Raw genomic sequence first — 23,274 nt, 5'->3', positions numbered from 1 at the left:
ACTCAACATGTGCAGTGTTGTGTTGAGTGTTATGTGTAGTGTTCGCCTGCACCCGCGGGGCTAAAACCCTGCCACCACCAGTTTTGCCAGATTGCGGCCTCCGGGTGCGGCGGTGGAGTGATGGTGTCGTGTGGTGTGTGTATGGAGCTGACGGGGCTAATTCCATGCAGTGAGTTGATAAACCACAGGGGACATTCCGCAGCGAGTGCCGGGGTCAATGGGTGCTGCGCGGTGGAAAGTCCCAAGTCATTGCAGCGGTGCAGGACTTGGCGCAGGGTCACGCTGGGCAGGCGCACGCCGGTAGGAAGCAGGAGCGTGTCGCCGTCCCAGGCGATGAGCGCGCCGGTGGTGGTTTCTGCGATGGCACCGTGGGCATCGACAATCGCGGTGTCATCGGTGCCGCTTACCTGATACTGGCTGCGGTAAGCAGCCAGGGCGGGCAAGTCCGGGCCTTTAACTAGAGGCTGCACGCGGGGATCGGGGGCCTGTGTATAAGTAAGGCGCGTGTGGGCGCGCGGAGCCGGGGCAGGCCGGATATCGAGGTAAAGCTCGCCGGCCATGAGGGCGATGCGGGGGAAAAGCTCGCCATCTGAAAGGAGCTCCAGCATGGCGGGGACGAAGCTTACGGGCAAGGTCCCGGCGGCGGATTCGAAGCGCTCCAAGTGCAGGTGGAGACCGTGCGTGCGGCCTTGCGAATGCCGCCAAGAATCGGCCACGGTGCAGGGGTCAGCCGGTGGGGTGCAGGGGATGAAGGCGCCGTCGCGCCAGATATAGGAACTCATGACCACGCCCCGAGGACCGATTGGGCCTTGAGGTTTCTTTCGGCCAGCTCGGCTGCGGGATCGGAATCGAGGACGATGGCCCCGCCGGCGCCGACGGTGACCTCGGAACCCGCGCGCACCGCGGTGCGGATGACCACGCTGAAATCAGCCTCGCCGGAATACCCGAGGTAGCCCACGATGCCGGAATAGACGCCGCGGGGTCCTGCCTCGAGGGCATCGATAATCTCGCAGGTGCGCAGCTTCGGCGCGCCGGTCATAGAACCGGGCGGGAAGGCGGCGCGGATGGCGTCGAGCGCGGTGGCGCCGGGGCGCAATTGGCCGGTGATCGTGGAGACGAGCTGGTGCACGGTGGCGTAGCTTTCCACGTTCATCAACCCCGGAACGCGCACGGTGCCGGGTTCGCACACGCGGGATAAATCGTTGCGCAAAAGGTCCACGATCATGAGGTTCTCGGCGCGGGTTTTGGGGTCATCGCGAAGCAGCGCGGGGTCCTGGTGGGCTGGAATGGTGCCCTTGATGGGCTTGGCCTCGACGCGGTTATCGCGCACGCTAAGGAAGCGCTCGGGCGAGGCGCTGCAGATTTCCACGCCGTCGAAGACCAGATGCGCCGCGTACGGTGCCGGGTTGTGCCGGCGCAGCGCAGCATAAATATCGCCGGTGGCCTGCGCGGTATAGGTATCGGTCAGGCATACCTCGTAGCTTTCCCCAGCGTGCAAGAGCTCTTGGGCGCGCTGGATTCGGTCAAGGTAGTCGGTGGTGCGCCAGGCGCCCGCGCTTGCCGATGCCCCCTCGTTTCCCACCTGCCCGCCTTTCAGGGCTGCCTCCAACCGGTCGAGCAGGCCTTGTGCGCCTTCGCCGTCGAGGCAGCACAGGTATGCCACTTGCCGGTGGTGGTCGTAGATAAGGAAGGACTGCGGCCGGATGAAGTAGGCATCGGGATACGGCGAGCGGTGGCGCAGCTGGATGGGCAGGGTAAGCTGCGCGCATTCGTAGCCGAGGAAACCGACCACCCCGCCGGTAAACGGCAAATCCGGCGCGTCAAAGACCTGCGTGGATAGCTCGCGCTCGAGGGTGGTGAGGATATCGGGGGCATCGCCAAGCCGGTAGCGAAAGGATCTGCTAAGCGGACCGGTGGCATCGCCAAGAATGCTATAGCACCCGCGCGCGTCGGCGGAGTCGAGGAAGAAGGCATCGGTGCCGTCTGCCTGCAGCGCCGCGAAGACGCTGGGGCAGTCAATCGCGCCGGGGACCTCGCGGTGGAGGAGGCGAAAACCGCCGAGGAAATTGCGCAGCAGGGTCGCGCCATGTTGTGTCAGCACCGATTCGGGGTGGAATTGCACGCCCCAATGCGGCAGGCCATCGACCTTGAGGGCCTGGACGGTGCCGTCCTCGCTGCGGGCGTGCACGGTGATGCCGGGGGTGGGCTCAATGTGCAGGGAGTGGTAGCGCACCGCCTGAAAGTCCTGCGGGATGGTGGCGAAAAGTCCCTCGCCGGAGTGGCTGATGGTGGATACGAAGCCGTGGCGCGGTTCGGGCGCGCGGCGTATGCGGGCACCGGCGAGCATCGCCAGACCCTGATGGCCGAGGCAGACGCCAAGCAGGGGAATTCGCGCTGTGGCGGCCGCCTCGATAACGCGCCGGGACGTGCCAAAGTCGTTGTCTTCCTCCGGGGTGCCGGGGCCGGGGGAGATAACCACGTGGCTGAACTCGCCGGCGCGCACGCGCTCTGGGATGCCGGCGGCCTCGCCCGCGGGAACGACGAGTGGCTCGGTTCCAGAGACCTCTGCGATGAGGTGCGCGAGGTTAAACGTGTACGAGTCGTAATTATCAATGAGCAGGATCATCAAAGGCAGAGTCTATAGCCCAGTGCGCCCCACGCGTAACTTGCTCCACGGGAGGTCTAACTAATGGGTTATGACCAATCAATTGACGGATGTCACACCGCGCTGTAAGGTTAACTTCAAGTTAACAAAAAGCAAACGGGGAAAGAATCCAGGAAAGGGGATAACAATGAACCAGTTTGAAACCCTCCGGCATGACCTACATACCAAGTACGGTCACGGATATACCCGTGCTGACATCGATGCGAAGCTGGACGAGGTCATCGCCAAGCACACCGCCAAAGCCGAGCTCGTGGAATTCATCCCCGTGCTGGTAGAGCGCGAGGTGCGCGAGTTCTTCGGTGCCCACCGCATCCACGTTCGCTTCGCCGCGGGCAATAACCACGCCCTGGCCAAGGCCGCAGCGGACCTTACCAAGAAGCACGCGGGGGAGGCGCTCTACGTCGATACCGCCGCCGCGCACCCGGAAAATGACGGCAATGACCACCTGGCGCACGTCATGAGCGAGCGCGGCATGGGACAGGCTCCCAAGAAGTACCTCGAAGAGGTGCGGACCGTGGCCATGCCGGACTACATCGTGTACCTGGGCCGCGAGGTCGAGCGCGATGAGGCCGGCAAGGACATCAAGATCTGGGACATTGCCCCGGCTGAGACCGTTGAGCAGGCCCGCGAGCTTGCCGATGACCTAGAAGCCCGCGTCTACTACATGCTGAACAAGCTGGGCATCGACCCGGTAACCGAGCGCGTGAGCGCATAAGGGGAGGCACCATAAGCCCTGGGCCGAGGAGGAATTCCTCGGCCCTTCTTTTATTGTCCGCGTGTAAACCCGAGCAGTCGCGCGAAAGCAACTACGCTAGGTCGCTGACTACTGTTTAAACCGTTTGGAGAATCGAAGCAATCGTGACTGCCAACAACACCTCGGCTTATGAGCCCCTGCAGCGAATCTTGCTGCCCAAGCGCGGCGAACCCTTTGATGTACGCATGCTCTACCTCATCGAGGCGGAGCAAAACCGCGAGCGCTTGAGCTGGACAAACCGGACCGCCGTGACCATCCCGGCCGGCGAGGAAGCCTCCTTTGAAACCTACTTCAACGCCTTCCCGGCCTCCTACTGGCGCCGCTGGTCGCAATTGCGCTCGGTGGTTCTAAGCCTGGAGATCGAGGGTCAAGCCAACGTTTCTTTGTATCGGTCCAAGCAGGATGGCCAGCGCATTTCCGTGGCCAACCACCTCGTTGGCACGGGCCACCACGAGTTTGAGCTGCCGCTCAAAAACTTCGAGGACGGCGGCTGGCTGTGGTTCGATATCACCGCGGAAAAGGAAACCACCTTGGCGGATGCTGCCTGGTGCTCCCCGCAGGCCCCAGCGGCGCAAACGCTTCCCGATGGCACCGAGATCGCCCCTTCCGAAAAGCGCGTCGCCGTCGGTATTCCCACCTTCAACCGCCCCACCGATGCCGTCGCCGCCCTGCAAGCCCTGGCAGAAGATCCCGTGGTGGATGAGATCATTGACTTCGTCCTCATGCCGGACCAAGGCAACCAGCACCCGGCCGATGAGCCCGGATACGACGAGGCGGTAGCGCACTTTGGCGATCGCTTCCGCGAATTCCGTCAGGGCAACCTCGGCGGTTCCGGTGGCTATTCCCGCATCATGTACGAGGCGCTGGAGAATACGGATTCGCCCTTCATCTTGTATATGGACGATGACATTGCCATCGAGCCGGACTCCGTGCTGCGCGCGGTGCAGGCAGCACGCTATGCGGAAAAGCCGATCATCGTCGGCGGGCAGATGCTCAACCTGCAGGAGCGCTCCCAGCTGCGCACCACCGGTGAGCAGGTCAACCGCTCCGATTTCATGTGGGGCGCCGCGCCGCATGCCGTGTATGACCACGACTTTGCCAAGTACCCGCTGCGCGCCATTGGCACGCCAGAAACCCATGTGGATCCAAAGAAGTACGATTCTCGCGCGCTGCACCGCCGCGTGGACGTGGAATATAACGGCTGGTGGATGTGTCTCTTCCCGCGCGTGGTGGCAGAGACCAACGGCCAGCCACTGCCGCTGTTTATCAAGTGGGACGATACCGAGTACTCCCTGCGCGCTGCCCGCAATGGCTTCCCCACGGTGACCTGGCCGGGCGCGGCCATCTGGCACATGGCCTGGGCGGATAAGGACGATGCCATTGACTGGCAGGCCTATTTCCACCTGCGCAACCGCTTGATCGTGGCCTCGCTGTACCACGATGGCGCAGTATCTGGCATTACCAAGTCCATCTTTAAGTCCACGCTCAAGCACACCATGTGCATGGAATACTCCACCATGGCCATCCAAATTGAGGCCATGAAGGACTTCCTGGCGGGACCGGACCACCTCTTCGATATCTTGGATACCTCGCTGCCACGCATCGCGGAGATCCGCAAGAACTACTCGGATGCGGTCATCATCGAATCCGCAGACCAGCTGCCGGCGCCGACCGGCGCGCCGGGCGTTCCCACCCGCAATGTGGGCGGGCGCTTGGCCAAGGTCAAGAAGCTGCCGTGGGCAGTAAAGGGGCTTAAGCACCTGCTGAGCAAGGAGGATCCCGCGCATCAAGCGGCGCCGCAGCTGAACCTCACCCCGGAAGAGGCGCGCTGGTTTACCCTTTCCCGCGTTGACTCCGCCACCGTTTCCACGGCCGGCGGCACGGGCGTGGCCTTCCGCAAGCGCGACCGCGATTTGGCCAAGGAGCTTATCGTTGAAACCCGCAGCCTGCTGAAAGAAATTGAAGAGAACTTCGATGATCTGCGGGCACAATACCGCGCCGCGTTGCCAGAACTGACCGCGCGGTCTTCCTGGAAGAAGGTTTTTGATGCCCAATAAGCTTTCCATCGCAGAATCCCACGTCTTGGAGTCCATCCAGGACGCCGCCTTTGACGTGCCGGGAGTGCTGCCCGCCGCCCGCGGTTTAAGTCACTTGGGCGAGCACGCCCTGGGCTGGATGGGTGGCGCGGCACTTGGGGCCAGTTTGGACAAGCAGCGCCGGGAGGAGTGGATTCGGATCGGTGCCGCGGCGTTTACCGCGCACGCGGCAAGCGTGGTGCTCAAGCGCATCGTGCGGCGCAAGCGGCCCGATTATTCCTACGTGCGCGTTGGGGTCAAAACCCCCTCGCGCCTATCCTTCCCGTCCTCGCATGCTACCTCCACCACGGCCTTTTTGGTGGGCCTGTCCCGCCTGACGGGGTCCAAGGCACCGCTTGTGGGAGTGCCGGTGATGATGGCATCGCGTATGGTGCTCGGGGTGCACTATCCAACCGATACCGTTGCGGGCGCAGCCATTGGCGCTGCTACCGCGCGGGCAATGACGAAGGGAAAGACGCATGAGTGAGGACGGCAACCAGCACTTTCTCCATTCGGAGCCGCATACGTCTGGCGTCGATACCGGCCGTAAGCGCAAGCCGCCGAAGAATTTGGCCGATGGCATGGTCAAGGCCCTGCGCCCGAAGCAATGGGTAAAAAACATTCTCGTGCTGGCCGCGCCCGCTGCGGCCGGTGCGGACTCGCTCTTTCACGGGCGCGTGCTTGTCGATGTCCTCCTAGCCTTCATCGTCTTCTGCCTCGGCGCTTCTTCCATCTACCTGATTAATGACGCCAAGGATTGGCGCGAGGACCAGGAGCACCCGACCAAGCGCTTCCGCCCGATCGCCTCGGGCGTGCTGCCCATCAAGGTGGCCTATGTCATGGCCGTGGTGCTCGTAGGCCTGTCCATCGGGCTGTCTTTCTTGGCCACCGCGGGACTAGAGCTAGCCATCGTCATGGCGGTTTATATCGCCCTGCAGCTGGGCTATTGCTTTGGCTGGAAGCACATTCCGGTCATCGATATTGCGCTGGTGTCCTCCGGATTCATGCTGCGCACCATGGCCGGCGGCGTGGCGGCCGATATTGAGCTTTCGCAGTGGTTCTTGCTGGTTGCTGCCTTTGGCTCGCTGTTTATGGCCTCCGGTAAGCGCTATGCCGAAATCCTGCTGGTGGAAAAGACCGGCGCGAAGATCCGCAAATCCTTGCAGGGCTATACGCCGACCTACCTGCGCTTTGTCTGGACGCTAGCGGCCACCGCCGTGGTGGTCTTCTATTCTCTGTGGGGCTTTGAGCTGGCTAATGCCGCAACCTCTGGTGGCGTCTGGTACCAGATTTCCATGGTGCCGTTTACCATCGCCATCCTGCGCTATGCCGCCGATGTGGACCGCGGCCAGGGCGGGGCGCCGGAAGAAATCGCGTTGGGGGACCGCACCCTGCAGATCCTCGCCATCGCTTGGCTGGCCTGCATCGCCATGGCCGTCTACATCATGCCATTGGTCTAAGCAGCGGTGGCATAGACGTGTTGAACTAGAAGATCTTGAGGGAACTGATATACTCACCCGACGTGGTTAACACCGGTAACAAGAGAATCGTAGTTGGAGCGTACCCGCCTCGGTTCTTATTATCGGTGTTTTTTCTTTGTGGGGTGGTTTTGCCCGCCGCTGGATCGCCGATGATGGACTCATCGTCCTGCGCACCGTCCGCAACTTAGAGGCCGGCAACGGGCCTGTGTTCAATGTGGGCGAGCGCGTCGAGGCCAATACCTCCACGGTCTGGCAATACCTCATCTTTGTGGCGCGGTGGGTAAGCGGTGCTGAGCTCGAAACGATCGCCATCTACCTCGGGCTTATCCTGGCGGTTGCGGCGATGGTGGTGGGCACGTGGGCATCGGCAAGCATGCACAAGGGAATTGTTCTTCCCGCTGGTGCCTTGGTGTATCTGGCCCTGCCACCGGCACGGGACTTTTTTACCTCCGGCTTGGAATGGAGCCTGTGTCTTTTCTACTTGGCCGTCTTGTGGTGGATGCTGATTTCATGGGCGCGACCGCGACAAGAATTGCCGCCCGAGCCTCTCGTGTATGGGTTGGCATTCTGGGCGGGGCTGTCCTGGCTCATTCGCCCTGAGCTCGCCCTGTATGGCGGCTTGGTTGGCGTTGTACTCATAGTGAGCACGCGTTCGTGGAAGGTTATCGCTGCCGCCTTGCCCCTGCCCCTGGGGTATCAAGTCTTCCGCATGGGCTACTACGGCCTGCTTACGCCTCATACCGCCGTTGCGAAATCCGCGGCCGGTTCCGCGTGGGGCAAAGGGTTTGCGTATCTGGGTGACTTTATGGCGCCCTACGCGCTGTACCTCCCACTCATCGTGCTGGCAGTGGCGGCGCTATGGAACGCCAATTTTCGCCCGCCGGCGCTGCGCTCGCTGCAGACTGTGGTTTATATCTTCCTGGGCGCTGCGCTTTTGCATGCCCTGTATGTTGTGCACGTGGGCGGCGATTTTATGCATGGACGCATGTTGCTGCTTCCGCTTTTTGCTGCGCTCCTGCCCATCTTCGTAGTTAATCTACGAACCTGGTGGGCTGCCGTATTCTCTGCGGTGTGGGCTCTCGTTATTGTCGTGCATGGCCACCCGGTAGACCGCGCTGCGTACGCGGGGAAGCTTACTGTTGTGGATGAGCGGGACTATTGGACCGATATCACCAACCGGCAGGAACCACCTCGCCGGGCCGAGGATTTCCTGGGTATGGATGTGATGAATGACTACGAAAAAGCGGTGCAGGACTTGGCAGCCGGCGATGCCATGACCTTCCGCTATAGCAAGGAAGGGGGCCAACCATCGTGGACGACGGTGCCCGCGGATCCGGAACGCTCCGATCCTCCCACTGTGTATTTTGTTAACCTCGGTCTTACTTCTATGAATGCCCCGCTTGAGGTGCGCGTGCTCGATGAAATTGGGCTCAGTAATCCCCTAGCAGCGCGCCAGCCCCGCATCGAGGGCGGGCGCATTGGCCATGATAAGAGCCTTGGTGTGGCGTGGCAGATTGCCGATTCTGCAGTGGATATTGACTCCCTATTGCTGGGGCAGGATAAAGATTCCGCGTGGCAAGCACGCACTGCGCTTAATGATGCCAATTTCCAGAAACTCTTTGCCACCTATAGGCAACCGCTAACCTGGGGCCGATTCTTAGAAAATATTAAATTTTCCCTGACAGAGGGAAGAACCCTAACCTTTTCCTCCGATCCGGGGGATTACCTGCAATGATGGTTGATAATGAGGCAAAAAGCCTGTGAGTGAACTACACTGCCTTTCAGTGAGGTTTTCGCTGAGGGGTGTTAACGATTCACAGGTTCCCAGCGATAAAGCCAAAGAACAATAATTGAGTACTTTGTGGAGGAGAAAGATGACTGCATCTTTGAGGGGACGCGTCCTATCGGTCATCATGGCGGTGGCCGTAGCGCTTGGCCTCGCCGTAGTGGCAGGCGGCACGCAGCAGGCACACGCGGGAAACCGCGATTGGCTGCGTCCGGATAATACTGGCACCTGTGAATGGGACCCAGTTGGATTTTGGGTTCAGCGCTGTGATGTCTGGTCCCCGTCCATGAACCGTAATATCCCGGTACAGATCCAGCCCGCAAAGAATGGCGGCAACGCTGGTTTCTACCTATTGGATGGCATGCGCGCTACCTACGCAACCAGCGGCTGGGTTAGCCCGCATAGCGAGGTTAATGCCGCAAAGACCTACTCGGACAGCAACCTCACCCTCGTGATGCCGGCAGGTGGCGAGTCTTCTTTCTATGCCGACTGGCAGGCACCGGGCAAGTATGATCCGAACGATCCGGTTAACTACAAGTGGGAGACCTTCCTTACCCAGGAGCTTCCTGCCTACCTCGAGCAGAACTTTGGCGTGGCCCGCAACAACAATGCGATCGCTGGCCTCTCCATGGGTGCCGGTTCCGCCATGACTTTGGCTGCTAAGCACACTGACCAGTTCAAGCAGGTACTGTCCTACTCTGGTTACTTGACTATGACGGTTCCAGGTGCCCAGACTGTCCTTCGTTTGGCCATGCTGGATGTAGGCGGGTTCAATGTCAACGCCATGTACGGTTCCCTATTTAACCCAAGGCGTTTCCAGAATGACCCGCTCATGCTGATTCCGCAGCTGCGCGATGGTGGTACCGATGTTTATATTTCAGCCGCATCCGGTATGCCGGGTCAATTGGATAAGGAAACCCTCCCACCGAAGTTCCAAGCACCGGGTGTCGCACTGGAGGTTGGTTCTCAGCTGACCACCCGCGCTTGGGAAGGCGCCGCTCGACTGCAGGGTCTGAACCCAACGGTGAGCTACCCGGCCGAGGGCTTGCATAACTGGTACCAATGGGACTACCAGCTCAATGCTTCCAAGCCACGCGTTCTCAACGCTTTGAATGCCTGGTAAGGCTCACTAACGGACTATCCCCGCGCCGTTTGAACTGCTCCCCAGTAGTTGGACTGAGAAATCAGCTACCAACTAGTGGGGAGCATTTTTCTTTGGGACTATGAAGTTCGCTAAGTGAAACGCAGCGCGAGCAAAGGGTGGAGCGTTTCGAACAGGGCAGGGGCACCAAGCCGGAGGGGCTTACTGAAGGAGACAAACAGCGTCGCAAAAACGAACTGTTGCCGGCCGAAAATGCCTAGCTGAAAAATACAGATGAAGGCTTCCAATACCAGCATTCAACCTGGCGGACATTGATCCACGACAACGGCGGCGTTCAGTCGATGTCGCGTACAGCCAACTGCTACGACAACGCAGTAATAGAGAACGCTTTCGGTCACCTGAAAAGCGAGATATACCACGGAGAAGACTTCAACACCGTCGAGGAGTTCACCCAGGCGATCGAAGATTACATCCAGTGGTACAACACCGAACGCACCCAACAATGACTTAAGGGCCTGACCCCGATGTAATATCGGAATCAGGCCCTTGCGCCCCTAGCCACCTAGAAGCGAATCAGTCCAACTCTTGGGGACTAGTTCATGGCGCTTTCGGTGGTGTTGCGGGTTCGTGCTTTGGTTAGTGGTTTTGGAGTTCTCGGGTGATGATTTGGGTCATTCCGTCGTGTCCTACGTCTGTTGGGTGTAGTGGCATGACGGATGGGGCGGTTGGGGTCTGCACGAGTGTGGCCCATCGTTGGTTGGTGTCTGGTTGGCAGGGGTCGTGGGTCTTTGCTTGGTCGTGGAGGTTGATGAAGTTGACTCCGAGGTCGTGTGCTGCGCGTCCGATTTCGCGGTTGAATTCGTCTTCTGCGGTTGTTGCGCCCGGGATAGTTACTGGGAGCTGCAGCTGGTCGTGGTTGACTACGCACAGGGTGTCGTTGACGGTCATTGGGACGTAGTTGACCATGGTGATGCGGGCGTTGGGTGCGGCTTTGCGGATTTTGTTGAATTGGAAGTCTAGTAGTCCGCGGTAGGTGGAGGCTTTGGGAACGTCGGGGAGGGTGGCGTTGGCTAGGGCGTCGAAGTAGGTGCCTTGTTGGAGGCCGCCGTACATGAATACTACTTCTTTGGTGTCGTGGCCGATGTTGCCTTGTTTGATGGCGTCGTCGACGTGTTGGTTGACCCAGACGCTGGTTCCGTTGCAGGAGTAGTCGGCGAGGTTGTGGTCGAGGTTGTTGGCGGTTTGGTGCGCCCAGTTGTGCTTGTCGTTGAAGCAGGGGTGGAAGGGGCGCTTGTATGGGGAGGTTGCTCCTCGGTCTCCTGGTGCGCCGCCGTTGGCGGTGAAGGAATCGCCGAAGGTGACCATTTCCTTGCCTTGGTCCGCATTTGCAGTCTGGGCCATGGTGAGGCTTGTGGTGAGGGCGATGAGTCCGGCGGTGATTTTGGTCTTTATGTTTTTCATATCTTTCGCCTTGGGTAGGGGATGTTTACAGGGGGCACCTTTGTGCATGCTGTGGTTATCTTAGTGGTTTCTTGGTGAGAGTCCAGTCTGTAGTTAAGCTGGGAGATTGCTTATTGGGTGATTCCGGGGGACAGCCTCTGCATCGAGATAAATGGTGATATAACTTTGCACGGCGTGTCAGCCTTTCCAAAGCTTCAAGTTCAACTTAAACTTAAGCGCACAATAGACAGCTCACGCCGCAGGTAGCAGTCCGGAGGAGGGGAACCTTCGGAATGCGGCCGCGGTAAATCTTCAAGGACGTTTACCTATGCGCAAAAACACTTCCCCGGGCAAGGTCCGTAAGGGGCTCGCGGTAGCAGCCATGCCGACCGCCATTGCCGTTGGACTTGCCCTGCTGCCCAACGCCACCGCCCAAAGCTCTCTTGGTGACATGAGCTCCGCTCAGCCAGGCAACGGCAGCAGCCTGTCTGATCACTTTGCGCCTAAGGATCCGCCGGCCCGTACCCCAGTGGAGACCGAATACCCACAGGTGGAGGGGCTGCCGGATGGCGTAAAGATCAACCGTGTGGAGTACCTGTCCAACCGTCACCTGATGGTTTATATCCAGTCCGCAGCCATGCCGGATCACGAGCAGAAGGTGCAGATCCAGCTCGCGCGCGACTGGTATTCGCAGCCGGAGAAGAAGTTCCCAGAGGTATGGGCACTTGATGGCCTGCGCGCCCGCGATGACGAGTCCGGCTGGACCATTGAGACCAATATCCTCAACCAGTATGCGGATCGCAACGTCAACCTCATCATGCCGGTGGGTGGCGAATCTTCCTTCTACTCCGATTGGCAGCAGCCGGATGCAGGGAAGAACTACAAGTGGGAGACTTTCCTTACCAAGGAATTGGTCCCAATTTTGGATCATGAATACCGCTCCAACCAGAAGCGCGCGGTGACTGGGCTGTCCATGGGCGGTACCGCAGCGGTCAACTTGGCGGAGCGTAACCCGCACTTGTTTGATTTCGTGGGTTCGTTCTCCGGCTACCTCGATATGACTACCCGTGGCATGCCACAGGCCATCATGGCTGCGCAGCGCGATGCTGGCGGCTACGATTCCCGCAAGATGTGGGGCGAGCCGGGCTCGCAGGATTGGATCGACCACGATCCGAAGCTGGGCATCGAAAACCTCAAGGACATGCAGGTCTATGTCTCTGCTGGTAACGGCAAGGACGACTTTGGCCAGGAAGACTCGGTGGCCAAGGGACAGGCAAGTCTGGCCGGCATGGGGCTGGAAGTTATCTCTCGGATGTCCACCCAGACCTTCGTGGATTACGCGAAGCGCGCCAATGTGGAACCAGTAGTGGAATTCCGGCCCTCCGGCGTGCACAGCTGGGAATACTGGCAATTTGAGATGCAAAATGCATGGCCGCACATTGCTGATGCCCTCGACCTTGACAAGGCTGACCGCGGTGCGGATTGTAATACCGAAGGCGATATCGCCAAGGCCACCAAAGAAGGCATACTCGGTTCCTGCCTGAATAACGAATATGATGTTGCCGGTAAGGGCAAGGCACAAGACTTCGAAACCGGTACGGCGTACTGGTCCCCGGAGAATGGTGCGCACGCCCTGTACGGCCGCATCGGCGCCCGCTATGCGGAAATCGGTGGCCCCACCTCCTGGTTGGGCTTCCCTAAGTCCGGTGAAACTAAGACGATGGATGGCAAGGGACGCCTCGTGCGTTTTGAACACGGTTCCATTTACTGGAGCCCAGAGACCGGCGCCTGGGAAATTACCGGTGACATGTACAAGAAGTGGGGCGAGAAGGGCTACGAAGGCGGCGATCTGAAGTTCCCGACCGGCCCGGTAAAGAAGGTGGGCGATGGCCTTGTCCAGGAATTCCAAGGTGGCATTCTGACCCGCAACCCGGACGGCAAGAACCAGGTCTCCTTTGGTGCCATTGGCAAAAAGTACAAGGACATGGGTGGCGCTGACTCCCCACTGGGCTTCCCCACGGACGGTGAGAAGAAGGTAGAGGGCGGCTTCTTCCAGGAGTTTGAACATGGCTCCATCTACTGGTCCCCAGAATCCGGCGCGCACTACATTTTGAAGGGCGCCATTATGGATGAATGGGGTAAGAAGGGCTGGGAGCAAGGCGAGTTTGGCTGGCCCACTTCTGATTACTCCGAAATCGCCGCTGGTGGATTGAAGCAGGAGTTCCAGCACGGGACGATCAGTGAAGTCATGGGCCGCGTACAGACTGAAAAGAAGTAAGCATGCGTAAATTAGCCCTCGTAGGAGCGGTCTTATGCCTCGGATTGGCAGGGTGTGACTCTGCCACCGTGGATAGTGACTCCGGCAATGACACCTCGGTGGCGCCGCTGTCGCGCGAAAAAACCTCCGAAAAATCGACCACGAGTAGTAGCGAGTCCGCATCCAGCAGCGCTTCCTCCTCGCAGGAGCCATCCGAATCCAAGGAATCCGCGGAGCCGACGAATGGGTCTCGTTCAGCGAACTCCCCAGAGGATCGCGGTGCGCGCGAGATTTCAGAGATCCCCTCCGCGCAGCTGCCCAAGGAAGAGGCTGCGTACTTGGATTCGTTGAAGGATGCCGGCGTGAATGTCGATGGGGTAGAAGATCAGCTCCTCGGCGCCGGTCAAGGGGCCTGCGGTGACAATGGCATCACTATTCCTGCGGTAGCTGGGCAACTGATTGAACAGCAACGCTCTGACATGGATTATGAGGAGCTCACCAAGCTTCTCCAGGACAACGCACGTTCAGCTCTTTGCTAGCTTTCTTTGAGGTTTTCCGGGTACAACTAGTTCATGCGAAAAATCATAACCGTCGTTGCCGTCCTCGCTCTCCTCGTCGTTATCGGCGCGGGGGCTGCGCATTACCTCACGAGCTCGGACTCGGCGGGGCCTAGCTCCCCCGAGGGGCCAGAATCCGGGCAGCCACCGGAGGAATCCCAGCCGGATTGGTGCCCGAGTGCGGAGTTCATCTCCGCGCCAGGTACCTGGGAATCGGCTGCCGACGATGATCCCCTCAACCCTTCTGCTAATCCGCGCTCGTTCATGCTGTCTATTACGCAGCCGTTGCAGGAGGCTTACGGGGATGATGTAAAGGTGTGGACCCTTCCTTATACTGCGCAATTTAAAAATATCAATGCGCAGGAGGAAATGAGCTACGACGATTCCCGTGATGAGGGCACCGCGAAGATGAATGAAGAGCTGCGCGGCATGCATGATAGCTGCCCACAGACTAAGTTCATTTTGAGTGGTTTTTCCCAAGGTGCGGTGATCGCCGGCGATGTGGCCGATGACATTGGCGGTGGCGAAGGTGTAATCCCCGCAGAAAATATCGCGGGCGTGGCGCTGATTGCAGATGGCCGGCGTGAAAACGGCGTGGGCCAAAATCCGGGCCACGAGCTCGGCGGAATTGGTGCCGAGATTGCCTTGGAGCCCGTCTCCGGCCTCGTTCAGCCCATCGTGCCTGGGGCTACCATGCGCGGCGCGCGCCCGCACGGCTTCGGAGAGCTCGCGGATAGAACCTTCCAGATCTGTGCCCCCAATGACACCGTGTGTGATGCGCCCACCGGCGTGGGCAATGGTTTGGAACGCGCCAAGGATTTGATCGGGGCCAATGGGGTGCACGCGCAATACGCCAGCAACGACGGCGTGATTGATGGGACTACTGCGAACCAGTGGGTTGTGGACTGGGCACACGGCGTCATTGACGCCGTGTAATGTGAGGCGCTATAACATCGATATTTTTTAAGACAAAACCATTTACCAAAGGAGAATCGATGGATATACAGCAACTCATGGGGAAGTTCTTTGACACCGAGGGCAATATAGCCCTCCCGGCAGAGCTCACCTTGGCGGGCTTGGCCGAGAACCTCTACCAGGCAGAGACGGATACCTCGCAGGTTGTAATCCGCCAGCGGCTATACGGTGAGGAAGACACCGCCCGTGAGCTCAGCCGCCAGGAGGTCAATACCCGGATCAAAGTGGTGGCAGCGCGCCTACAACAGGTTGCAGAACCGGGAACCCGCGTGGCCATTCTGGCAGGCAACTCTCCCGAATACCTCTTTGGTTTCTTAGGTGCGATGTATGCGGGAATGACCCCGATTCCGCTCTATGATCCGAATGAGCCGGGGCACGCGGATCACCTCAAGGCGGTCTTTGCTGACTGCGAGCCCCCTATCGTGTTGACCAATCGCGTATCGGCCGCGGCGGTGCGCAGCTACTTCTCCACCGAGCGGGAGCGCCCGCGCGTCATCTCCATCAATGCGCTGCCTGATTCCTTGGCGGCGTCGTGGAAGCCGGTCGCTGGCGCGGGCGTGGAGTCCACCGCCTTCCTGCAGTACACCTCTGGTTCAACGCGCACCCCTGCTGGTGTAGAACTGAGCAATCGCGCGATTTTGGTGAATGTGCTGCAGATCTTCCGGGCGGTGAACCTGCAGTTCCCACCGCGCGTGGTCTCGTGGCTGCCGATGCACCACGATATGGGCATCATCTTGGCGCTATTCACCACTATTTTGGGCATCGAATTGGACATGATGACCCCGCGCGATTTCATCCAACACCCCAACCGGTGGGTTGAGCGCATCAGCTGCCAGCCGGGTAAAGAGAAGAATACCTATACCGCCGTGCCCAATTTCGCCTTGGAATTGGCCGCGCGCTACGGCAAGGACGCGGATTTCTCCAACGTTGATGGCATCCTCATTGGTTCTGAGCCGGTGACGGAACCAGCGGTACAGAAGTTCTTAGACACTTTTAGCGTTGACCGCTCGGTGCTGCGTCCGTCCTACGGTTTGGCGGAGGCAACCCTCATCGTCGCTACCGCACAGGATGAAAAGCGCCCCGTCATTTCCCATTTCAACCGCGAAAAGTTGGCGGACGGGCACGCTGTTATTGAAGAAAAGTCCGCTGCAACGGTTGCTTTTGCCTCGAATGGCCAGGGCGTCTCGTTCCAGCACCTGGCCATCGTGGATCCTGAAACTAAGGCCGAGGTCCCAGAGGGCACCATCGGTGAAATCTGGGTGCATGGACAAAATATGGCAACGGGCTACCTCAACCGCCCGGAAGAAACCGCGGCTACCTTCCGCAATACTCTGGACGAGCGCATCCAGGATGGCCTGCCGGAGGATGATTGGTGGATGGCCACCGGTGATCTCGCCACCATCATCGAAGGCGAACTGTATATCACCGGGCGGCTTAAGGATCTCATCGTCATCGCCGGGCGCAATCACTACCCGCAAGATATTGAAGGCACCGTGCAGGACGCATCGGCGCACGTGCGCCCAGATTCCGTCGCCGCCTTTGCCGTAGAGGGCGAAAACTCAGAGTCCTTGGTTCTCTTGGTGGAGCGCGCCGATGATGCGGATCCGTCCGGCGACGCTGCCGCCGGCGAGGCGATTCGCACGGCCGTGACGAAGAATCACGGCATTACCCCGAGCGATATCGTGTGGAAGGCGCCAGGAGAAATTAAGCGCACCTCCTCGCATAAGATTGCCCGCCGCGTGGCAAAGAAGGACTACCAAGCCTAAAGCTGGATTCGGACGTTGAGTTAACAAGGTGACAAAATAGAGCGATATAGGTATTTGTCGTTCTATTAACCCCACTAGGAAAGACGGTTTATGACCATCGAGCAACTTCGTGCATGGCTGCGTGACTGGGTATCCCAGGCCACGGGCGTAGCGGCCGCAGAGATTTTAGATTCCACCCCCCTGGAAAACTATGGTCTTTCCTCTCGAGATGCCGTAGTGCTGTCGGGTGAATTAGAAAATCTTTTAGGCACGCAGCTCGATGCGACGGTGGCGTATGAGTACCCCACGATTGAACTTCTAGCCAATCGCTTGCTTAATGGGCCCGCGGGGCGGCACGACGATGCACCGCGCGTGCAGCGCACAGCTCGCGCTGCACAGGGTACTGATATTGCGGTTATCGGCTTGTCCGGACGTTTCCCAGGCGCTAAAGATGTGCCGGAATTTTGGACCATGCTCGCTGAATCGCGCGCGGGCACAGGGCCGCTGCCGGTGGGGCGGTGGTCTGAGTACAGCGCGGATCCGGTAATGAGCGAGAAGATCGCGCAGCACAATACCGACGGCGGTTATATCGACGATATTGCATCCTTTGACGCGGAGTTTTTCGGCCTATCGCCGCTGGAGGCCGCAAACATGGATCCGCAGCAGCGCATCCTGCTTGAGTTGGTATGGCACGCGCTGGAGAACGCGGGCCTTCCCGCCAATGAGCTGCGCGGCACGCACACGGGGGTGTACATGGGCTCGACCAATAATGATTACGGCATGCTGATTACCGCCGATCCCACGGAGATGCACCCTTATGCACTCACGGGTAATTCCTCGGCAATCGTTGCCAACCGCATTTCCTATGCCCTGGATTTCCGCGGCCCGTCCATCAATGTGGACACGGCCTGCTCGTCTTCCTTGGTTGCAGTCGATCATGCGATCAAGGATCTGCGCACCGGTGCGGCCGATGTAGCGCTGGCGGGTGGCGTGAATATCTTGGCCGCCCCGCACGCCTCCACCGCCTTTTCGGAGCTCGGCGTGACCTCTCCTACCAGCGCCATTCATGCTTTTTCTGATGACGCCGATGGCATCGTGCGTGCCGATGCCGCCGGTGTTCTGGTGCTCAAGCGCCTGGAGGATGCGGAGGCCGATGGCGATGAAATCCTAGCCGTTCTTAAGGGCTCTGCCGTCAATTCCGATGGTCACTCGAATGGCCTGACCGCACCTAATCCAGAAGCGCAAGAAGACGTGTTGCGCCGTGCCTACGCGGACGCGGGCGTAGCACCCGAGGATGTGGATTATGTGGAGGCCCACGGAACGGGCACCATCTTGGGAGATCCCATCGAGGCTAGCGCGCTCGGTCGCGTGCTGGGTACTGGGCGTGGGATGGAATCGCCCGTCCTCTTGGGCTCTGCCAAGACCAATATCGGCCACTCTGAATCCGCTGCGGGTGTCGTGGGCCTCATCAAGGTCATCGAGGCCATGCGGCACGATATTATCCCGGCGAATATCAATTACTCCGGGCCCAATCGCTATATCGATTTCGTGGGCGAGCGCCTCGAGGTCGTTGAAGACCCGCGCGAGTGGCCGGAATACTCCGGGAAAAAGGTGGCCGGCGTATCGGGCTTTGGCTTTGGCGGCACGAATGCCCACGTCGTCTTGACGGATTACCAGGGCACCCCGCGCACCAGTGATCCGCAGTTGTCCACCGGAACGGTGGCGTTGCCGGTCTCTGGCCTCTTGCCGTCTCGCCGCGCGCGTGCGGCGGGCCTGCTCGCGGATTTCTTAGAGGCAGAGCAGCCAGACTTGGCAGATGTAGCGCGCACGGTCGCGCGCCGCAACCACTCGCGCTCGCGCGCCGTCGTCATGGCTAGCTCGACTGAAGAGGCCATTAAGCGCCTACGCCAGGTGGCTGAGGGCAAGGTGTCTGTTGGCATTGCGGCCGCGGATTCCCCGCAGGTGCAGGGGCCGGTCTTCGTATATTCAGGCTTTGGTTCCCAACACCGCAAGATGGCGAAGGACATGATCGCCCTCTCACCGCTGTTTAGTACGCGGCTGAAAGAACTCGATGCCATCGTGGATTTCGAGTCAGGCTGGTCCATCCTGGGCATCGTTGAAGACGATTCCCAAACTTATGACACGGAAACGGCGCAGGTTGCCATCACCGCCATCCAGATCGCGCTGACGGACCTACTGGCCTCCTTCGGCGTGCGTCCGGCGGGCGTTATGGGCATGTCCATGGGTGAAATCGCCGCGGCCTATGCCGCAGGTGGAATTTCCGCGCGGGATGCGATGATTATTGCCTGCCACCGCGCGCGCTTGATGGGCGAGGGAGAGGCATCGCTAAGCGATGCCGAGCAAGGAGCCATGGCCGTCGTCGAGCTATCCGCCGAAGACATTGCCGCCCTCGATGCATCCATCGAGCCAGCCGTCTATACCGGCCCCGGCATGACCACCGTGGGTGGTCCGCGCCAGGCGGTACTGGAGTTGGTGGAAAAACTCGACGATGAAGGGAAATTCGCCCGCGCCCTCAACGTGAAGGCCGCGGGGCATACCTCTGCCGTCGATCCGATTTTGGGCGAACTCGAAGCAGCCATCGCCGGCATGGAGGCCCGCCCGCTGCATACGACGCTCTTTTCCTCCGTGGATAAGGGCGAGGTCTACCGCCCCGGCACCACCGTCCACGATGAGGATTACTGGCTGCGCATGACCCGCTACCCGGTGTACCTGCAGGACGCTACGGAACAAGCATTTGCCGCAGGGCACACTCAGCTGGTGGAGATTTCGCCGAACCCAGTGGCGCTCATGGGGCTTATGTCTACGGCGTTTGCCGTGGGCAAGGCCGATGCGCAATTGCTGTATAGCTTAAAGCGCAAGGTGGACCCTACCGAGTCTTTGTTGGATTTGTTGAGCAAGCTCTACGTGACGGGAACCCCGGTGAATTTCGCCGCCGTAGTGGGCTCGGGCTCGCAGGCAGAAGCGCCGTACACGCAGTTCAACCGCCAGCGTTTTTGGACCAATGCGCGGCCTTCGGCCGGGGTCTCCGGCCTGCCCGGTAACCGCGTGAACTTGCCGGAGGGCAAGGTAGCCTTTTCCACCAACGCGGATCAGGCCCCGTCCACGCTGGCCATCGTGGAGGCCGCCGCAGAAGCGGTGCAGCCTGGGGCGCACATCGTGGCCGCGGAGGAACACCGCGATCTCCCTCCGTACGGGGAAATAACCACCGTGGTCACCACGTCCATCGGCGGCATGTCCATCGCCGTCTACAGCGTGCAGGACACCCGGACGGAGTTCTTGGCGGAAGGTTTTGCCTCCGGCTTGGACTTGGGCGCGGGTGCGATCCCCGGGGTCGCAGCGGTGCCAGAGGGCAGCGCCGCCCCGGAGCCGACTGCCGATGACGCGAATGTAGACGCGGTGCGCTGGGATCCGCGCCAAGAAACCGTCGAGGACCGCCTGGCGCTTATCGTGTCCGAATCCATGGGATATGACGTCTCGGATCTGCCGCGCGAGCTGCCGCTGATTGACCTGGGCCTCGATTCCCTGATGGGCATGCGCATTAAAAACCGCGTGGAAAATGACTTCCAGATTCCACCGCTGCAGGTGCAGGCGCTTCGCGATGCCTCCTTGGCAGACGTCATCACCATGGTTGAGGAAGCCGTTGCCGGCGGCCGCATTGATAACAGTGAGAACAGTGCCGATGCTGCGTCGACTACCGAGTCCGCGGCACCCGCAGCAGACGAGACCACCCAAGACTCGGAGCAGGGCGTGGGCGTCGCCCCGCGCGATGCCTCTGAACGCATGGTCTTTGGCACGTGGGCAAGCATTACCGGCAAGGCCCCGGCGGGCGTGACCTCGCCGCTTCCGGAGATCTCTGAGGAAGCGGCAGCACAGATCGCCGAGCGTTTGCGCGAGCGCGCCCACATCGATGTCACCGCGCAGCAGGTTCTCGACGCCGAAGCACTGGAAACCTTGGCTGACCTGGTCCGTGAGGGCCTTGAGACCGAGGTGGAGGGAAATATTCGCGTCCTGCGCGAGGCCGATGGCCCAGCCGTATTCATGTTCCACCCGGCCGGTGGAACCACGGTGGTCTATCAGCCGCTGACCCGGCGGCTGCCAGCGGATGTCGCCGTTTACGGCGTCGAAAGGATTGAAGGCTCCTTAGAGGAGCGCGCCGCAGCCTATATTGAGGATATCGTTCGCTCTGCGCGCGGCCGCAAGGTCGTCCTTGGCGGTTGGTCCTTTGGTGGCGCCTTGGCCTATGAGGTGGCCTACCAGCTGGCAGAGCGCAGCAAGCGCGGGGAAGAGAGCGCCGAGGTCGCCTTCATTTCCTTGCTCGATACCACGCAGCCCTCCCACCCGGCACCGGATACGCCGGAAGAAACCCGCGCCCGGTGGGAGCGCTACGCTGCCTTTGCCAAGAAGACCTACGGCCTAGACTTCGAGCCGCCGTACGAGATGCTGGAAACCATGGGCGAGGATGCCTTGATGACCATGCTGGCGGAATTCTTGGCCACTACGGATGCCTCCGAACACGGCCTATCCGCCGGCGTCCTGGAGCACCAGCGCGCGTCCTTCGTGGATAACCAGATTTTGGCCAAGATCGATTTCCACCGCTGGGCCGATGTCAGCGTTCCCGTGCTGCTTTTCCGCTCCGAGCGGATGCATGACGGTGCGATCGAGCTGGAGCCGCGCTACGCTGAGATTGATCCGGATGGCGGCTGGGGCGTTATCGTTAAGGATCTAGATATTGTGCAGCTGCCCGGCGATCACTTGGCAGTGCCGGACGAGCCAGCCATTGGCATCGTGGGCAAGCATATGAACGATTGGATCGAGGAGAAGATACGTGGCGGCCAAGCAAACAACCGCTGAGAAACTCGCCGACCTGCGCAAACGCCTAGAAGAGGCGCAAGATCCAGGCAGCGAGCGTTCCCGCACACGCCGCGACGAGGCAGGCCGTACCACCCCTCGCCAGCGCATCAACGAGCTCTTGGATGAAGGTTCCTTTGTGGAAACCGGTTCCTTGGGCAAGACCCCGGGTGACCCGGAGGCCATCTATTCCGATGGTGTGGTTACAGGTTATGGCCGCGTATCCGGCCGGCCTGTGTGCATTTATGCCCACGATAAGACGGTCTACGGCGGTTCCGTGGGCGTGACCTTTGGCAAGAAGGTCACCGAGATCATGGATATGGCCATCAAGATTGGCTGTCCGGTCATCGGCATCCAAGATTCCGGTGGCGCCCGCATCCAAGACGCTGTGACCTCGCTGGCCATGTACTCCGAAATCGCCCGCCGTCAGCTGCCGCTTTCTGGCCGCAGCCCGCAGATTTCCATCATGATGGGTAAATCCGCCGGTGGCGCGGTCTACGCGCCGGTGACCACTGACTTTGTCATCGCTGTGGATGAGGAAGCGGAAATGTATGTCACCGGCCCCAACGTCATCCGTGAGGTTACCGGTGAAGACGTCACCTCCGCTGAACTCGGCGGTGCCCGCCAGCAGGAGCTGAACGGCAACGTCTCTGCCGTGGTGGATTCTGAGGAAGACGCCTTTGACATGGTGCGCGATATTTTGGATCACCTGCCGCTGACCTGCTTTGACGAGTCGCCGACCTTCCCCGCTCCTTCCGATGCCGAAATCATCGAAGACGAGGATCTAGATTCCTTCATGCCGGATGACACCAACGCCGGCTACGACATGATGGATTTGCTCACCCAGCTTGGCGATGACGATGAGCTCATCGAAATCCAAGAAAACTTCGCGCCGAATATGATCACCGCCTTTGGCCGCATCGACGGCAAAACGGTGGGCTTTGTGGCCAATAACCCCATGCACTTGGCCGGCTGCATCGATGCCGATGCCGCCGATAAGGGCGCGCGATTTATCCGCATCTGCGATGCCTATAACGTTCCGCTCGTCTTCGTCGTCGATACGCCTGGCTACCTGCCGGGCGTAGAGCAGGAGAAGGTGGGCCTGATTCACCGCGGTGCGAAGTTTGCCTTCGCGGTCGTGGAGGCGACCGTGCCGAAGGTCTCGCTCATCGTGCGCAAGGCCTACGGCGGCGCCTATGCCGTCATGGGGTCGAAGAACTTAAGCGGCGATATTAACTTGGCGTGGCCTACCGCGCAGATCGCCGTCATGGGCGCGGCCGCCGCCGTGGTCATGATCGCAGGCAAGCAGCTCGAGGCCGCCGAGACCCCAGAGCAGCGCGAGATGACCAAGAAGATGTTCATGGACTTCTACGATGAGACCATGACGGCACCCTACGTTGCGGCGGAACGCGGCTACCTCGATGCCATGATTCAGCCGAATCAATCGCGCATTGCCCTGCGCCAGGCGCTGCGGCAATTGGCTACGAAGTCGGCGCATGACCTGCCCAAAAAGCACAATATTGCGCCGATGTAACGCGGTGCTACGGCGTCGCGATACCTAAATAAGA

The 23,274-nt window shown here is 60.1% G+C and carries 15 protein-coding genes and 1 pseudogene; 13 read left to right on the top strand and 3 right to left on the bottom strand.

Going from position 1 to position 23,274, the window contains the following annotated elements:
* Window positions 1–29: 29 nt before the first annotated feature.
* Window positions 30–782, bottom strand: coding sequence for an aminotransferase class IV (locus ACLI1O_RS11010; protein ID WP_239269300.1), 753 nt, complete (start codon window positions 780–782; stop codon window positions 30–32).
* Window positions 779–2,626 carry a chorismate-binding protein gene (locus ACLI1O_RS11005; RefSeq protein WP_239269299.1) on the bottom strand — a complete coding sequence of 616 codons (1,848 nt, stop codon included), beginning with the start codon at window positions 2,624–2,626 and terminating at the stop codon, window positions 779–781. Before ACLI1O_RS11005 ends, ACLI1O_RS11010 begins: the two co-directional genes overlap by 4 nt.
* A gap of 166 nt (window positions 2,627–2,792) precedes the next feature.
* Between ACLI1O_RS11005 and ACLI1O_RS11000 the strand changes: the two genes are divergently transcribed.
* The 7 genes and pseudogenes from ACLI1O_RS11000 to ACLI1O_RS10970 form a co-directional block, all read left to right on the top strand.
* On the top strand, window positions 2,793–3,380 hold the full coding sequence (locus ACLI1O_RS11000; protein WP_239269298.1) for a three-helix bundle dimerization domain-containing protein: 588 nt from the start codon (window positions 2,793–2,795) through the stop codon (window positions 3,378–3,380).
* A 143-nt stretch (window positions 3,381–3,523) separates the two neighbouring features.
* Window positions 3,524–5,476: a glycosyltransferase gene (locus tag ACLI1O_RS10995; RefSeq protein ID WP_239269297.1), complete on the top strand. Its 1,953-nt coding sequence runs from the start codon at window positions 3,524–3,526 to the stop codon at window positions 5,474–5,476.
* Window positions 5,466–5,981, top strand: coding sequence for a phosphatase PAP2 family protein (locus tag ACLI1O_RS10990; RefSeq protein ID WP_239269296.1), 516 nt, complete (start codon window positions 5,466–5,468; stop codon window positions 5,979–5,981). The genes ACLI1O_RS10995 and ACLI1O_RS10990 overlap by 11 nt, the downstream gene beginning before the upstream one ends.
* Entirely contained in the window at window positions 5,974–6,954 is a 981-nt protein-coding gene (locus ACLI1O_RS10985; protein ID WP_023024308.1) for a decaprenyl-phosphate phosphoribosyltransferase, read from the top strand. Before ACLI1O_RS10990 ends, ACLI1O_RS10985 begins: the two co-directional genes overlap by 8 nt.
* A 136-nt stretch (window positions 6,955–7,090) precedes the next feature.
* A complete protein-coding gene (locus tag ACLI1O_RS10980) occupies window positions 7,091–8,710 on the top strand; it encodes a hypothetical protein (protein ID WP_411706859.1) in 1,620 nt (539 codons plus the stop codon).
* Between the two features lie 139 nt (window positions 8,711–8,849).
* The gene (locus ACLI1O_RS10975; RefSeq protein ID WP_284772114.1) at window positions 8,850–9,884 is read left to right on the top strand and encodes an alpha/beta hydrolase; all 1,035 of its coding nucleotides are present in this window, start codon (window positions 8,850–8,852) and stop codon (window positions 9,882–9,884) included.
* A gap of 239 nt (window positions 9,885–10,123) precedes the next feature.
* Window positions 10,124–10,369, top strand: a pseudogene (locus ACLI1O_RS10970) (transposase); the annotation flags it as partial.
* Between the two features lie 130 nt (window positions 10,370–10,499).
* Here ACLI1O_RS10970 and ACLI1O_RS10965 read toward each other — a convergent pair.
* Entirely contained in the window at window positions 10,500–11,324 is an 825-nt protein-coding gene (locus tag ACLI1O_RS10965; RefSeq protein ID WP_239269293.1) for a GDSL-type esterase/lipase family protein, read from the bottom strand.
* Window positions 11,325–11,631: 307 nt separating this feature from the next.
* Between ACLI1O_RS10965 and ACLI1O_RS10960 the strand changes: the two genes are divergently transcribed.
* The 6 genes from ACLI1O_RS10960 to ACLI1O_RS10935 all read left to right on the top strand — a co-directional run bounded on the left by ACLI1O_RS10960 (window position 11,632) and on the right by ACLI1O_RS10935 (window position 23,240).
* The gene (locus tag ACLI1O_RS10960) at window positions 11,632–13,581 is read left to right on the top strand and encodes an alpha/beta hydrolase-fold protein (protein WP_239269292.1); all 1,950 of its coding nucleotides are present in this window, start codon (window positions 11,632–11,634) and stop codon (window positions 13,579–13,581) included.
* 2 nt (window positions 13,582–13,583) lie between these two features.
* Window positions 13,584–14,099 carry a hypothetical protein gene (locus ACLI1O_RS10955; protein WP_411706858.1) on the top strand — a complete coding sequence of 172 codons (516 nt, stop codon included), beginning with the start codon at window positions 13,584–13,586 and terminating at the stop codon, window positions 14,097–14,099.
* A 33-nt stretch (window positions 14,100–14,132) separates the two neighbouring features.
* Window positions 14,133–15,053 (top strand): cutinase family protein, encoded by a 921-nt coding sequence (locus ACLI1O_RS10950; RefSeq protein ID WP_239269290.1) that lies wholly within the window; start codon window positions 14,133–14,135, stop codon window positions 15,051–15,053.
* Between the two features lie 59 nt (window positions 15,054–15,112).
* Window positions 15,113–16,858, top strand: coding sequence for a FadD32-like long-chain-fatty-acid--AMP ligase (locus tag ACLI1O_RS10945; protein ID WP_411706857.1), 1,746 nt, complete (start codon window positions 15,113–15,115; stop codon window positions 16,856–16,858).
* Window positions 16,859–16,948: 90 nt separating this feature from the next.
* Window positions 16,949–21,709 carry a beta-ketoacyl synthase N-terminal-like domain-containing protein gene (locus ACLI1O_RS10940; RefSeq protein WP_411706856.1) on the top strand — a complete coding sequence of 1,587 codons (4,761 nt, stop codon included), beginning with the start codon at window positions 16,949–16,951 and terminating at the stop codon, window positions 21,707–21,709.
* Complete coding sequence (locus ACLI1O_RS10935) at window positions 21,684–23,240, top strand: acyl-CoA carboxylase subunit beta (RefSeq protein WP_239269287.1); 1,557 nt, start codon at window positions 21,684–21,686, stop codon at window positions 23,238–23,240. The genes ACLI1O_RS10940 and ACLI1O_RS10935 overlap by 26 nt, the downstream gene beginning before the upstream one ends.
* Window positions 23,241–23,274: the final 34 nt, after the last annotated feature.

Origin of the sequence: Corynebacterium sp. LaCa78, assembly GCF_046717505.1 — a bacterium.
Lineage (GTDB): Bacteria > Actinomycetota > Actinomycetes > Mycobacteriales > Mycobacteriaceae > Corynebacterium.
The sequence above is the reverse complement of the archived record's forward strand: the minus strand, read 5'-3'. Positions and strand labels throughout refer to the sequence as shown.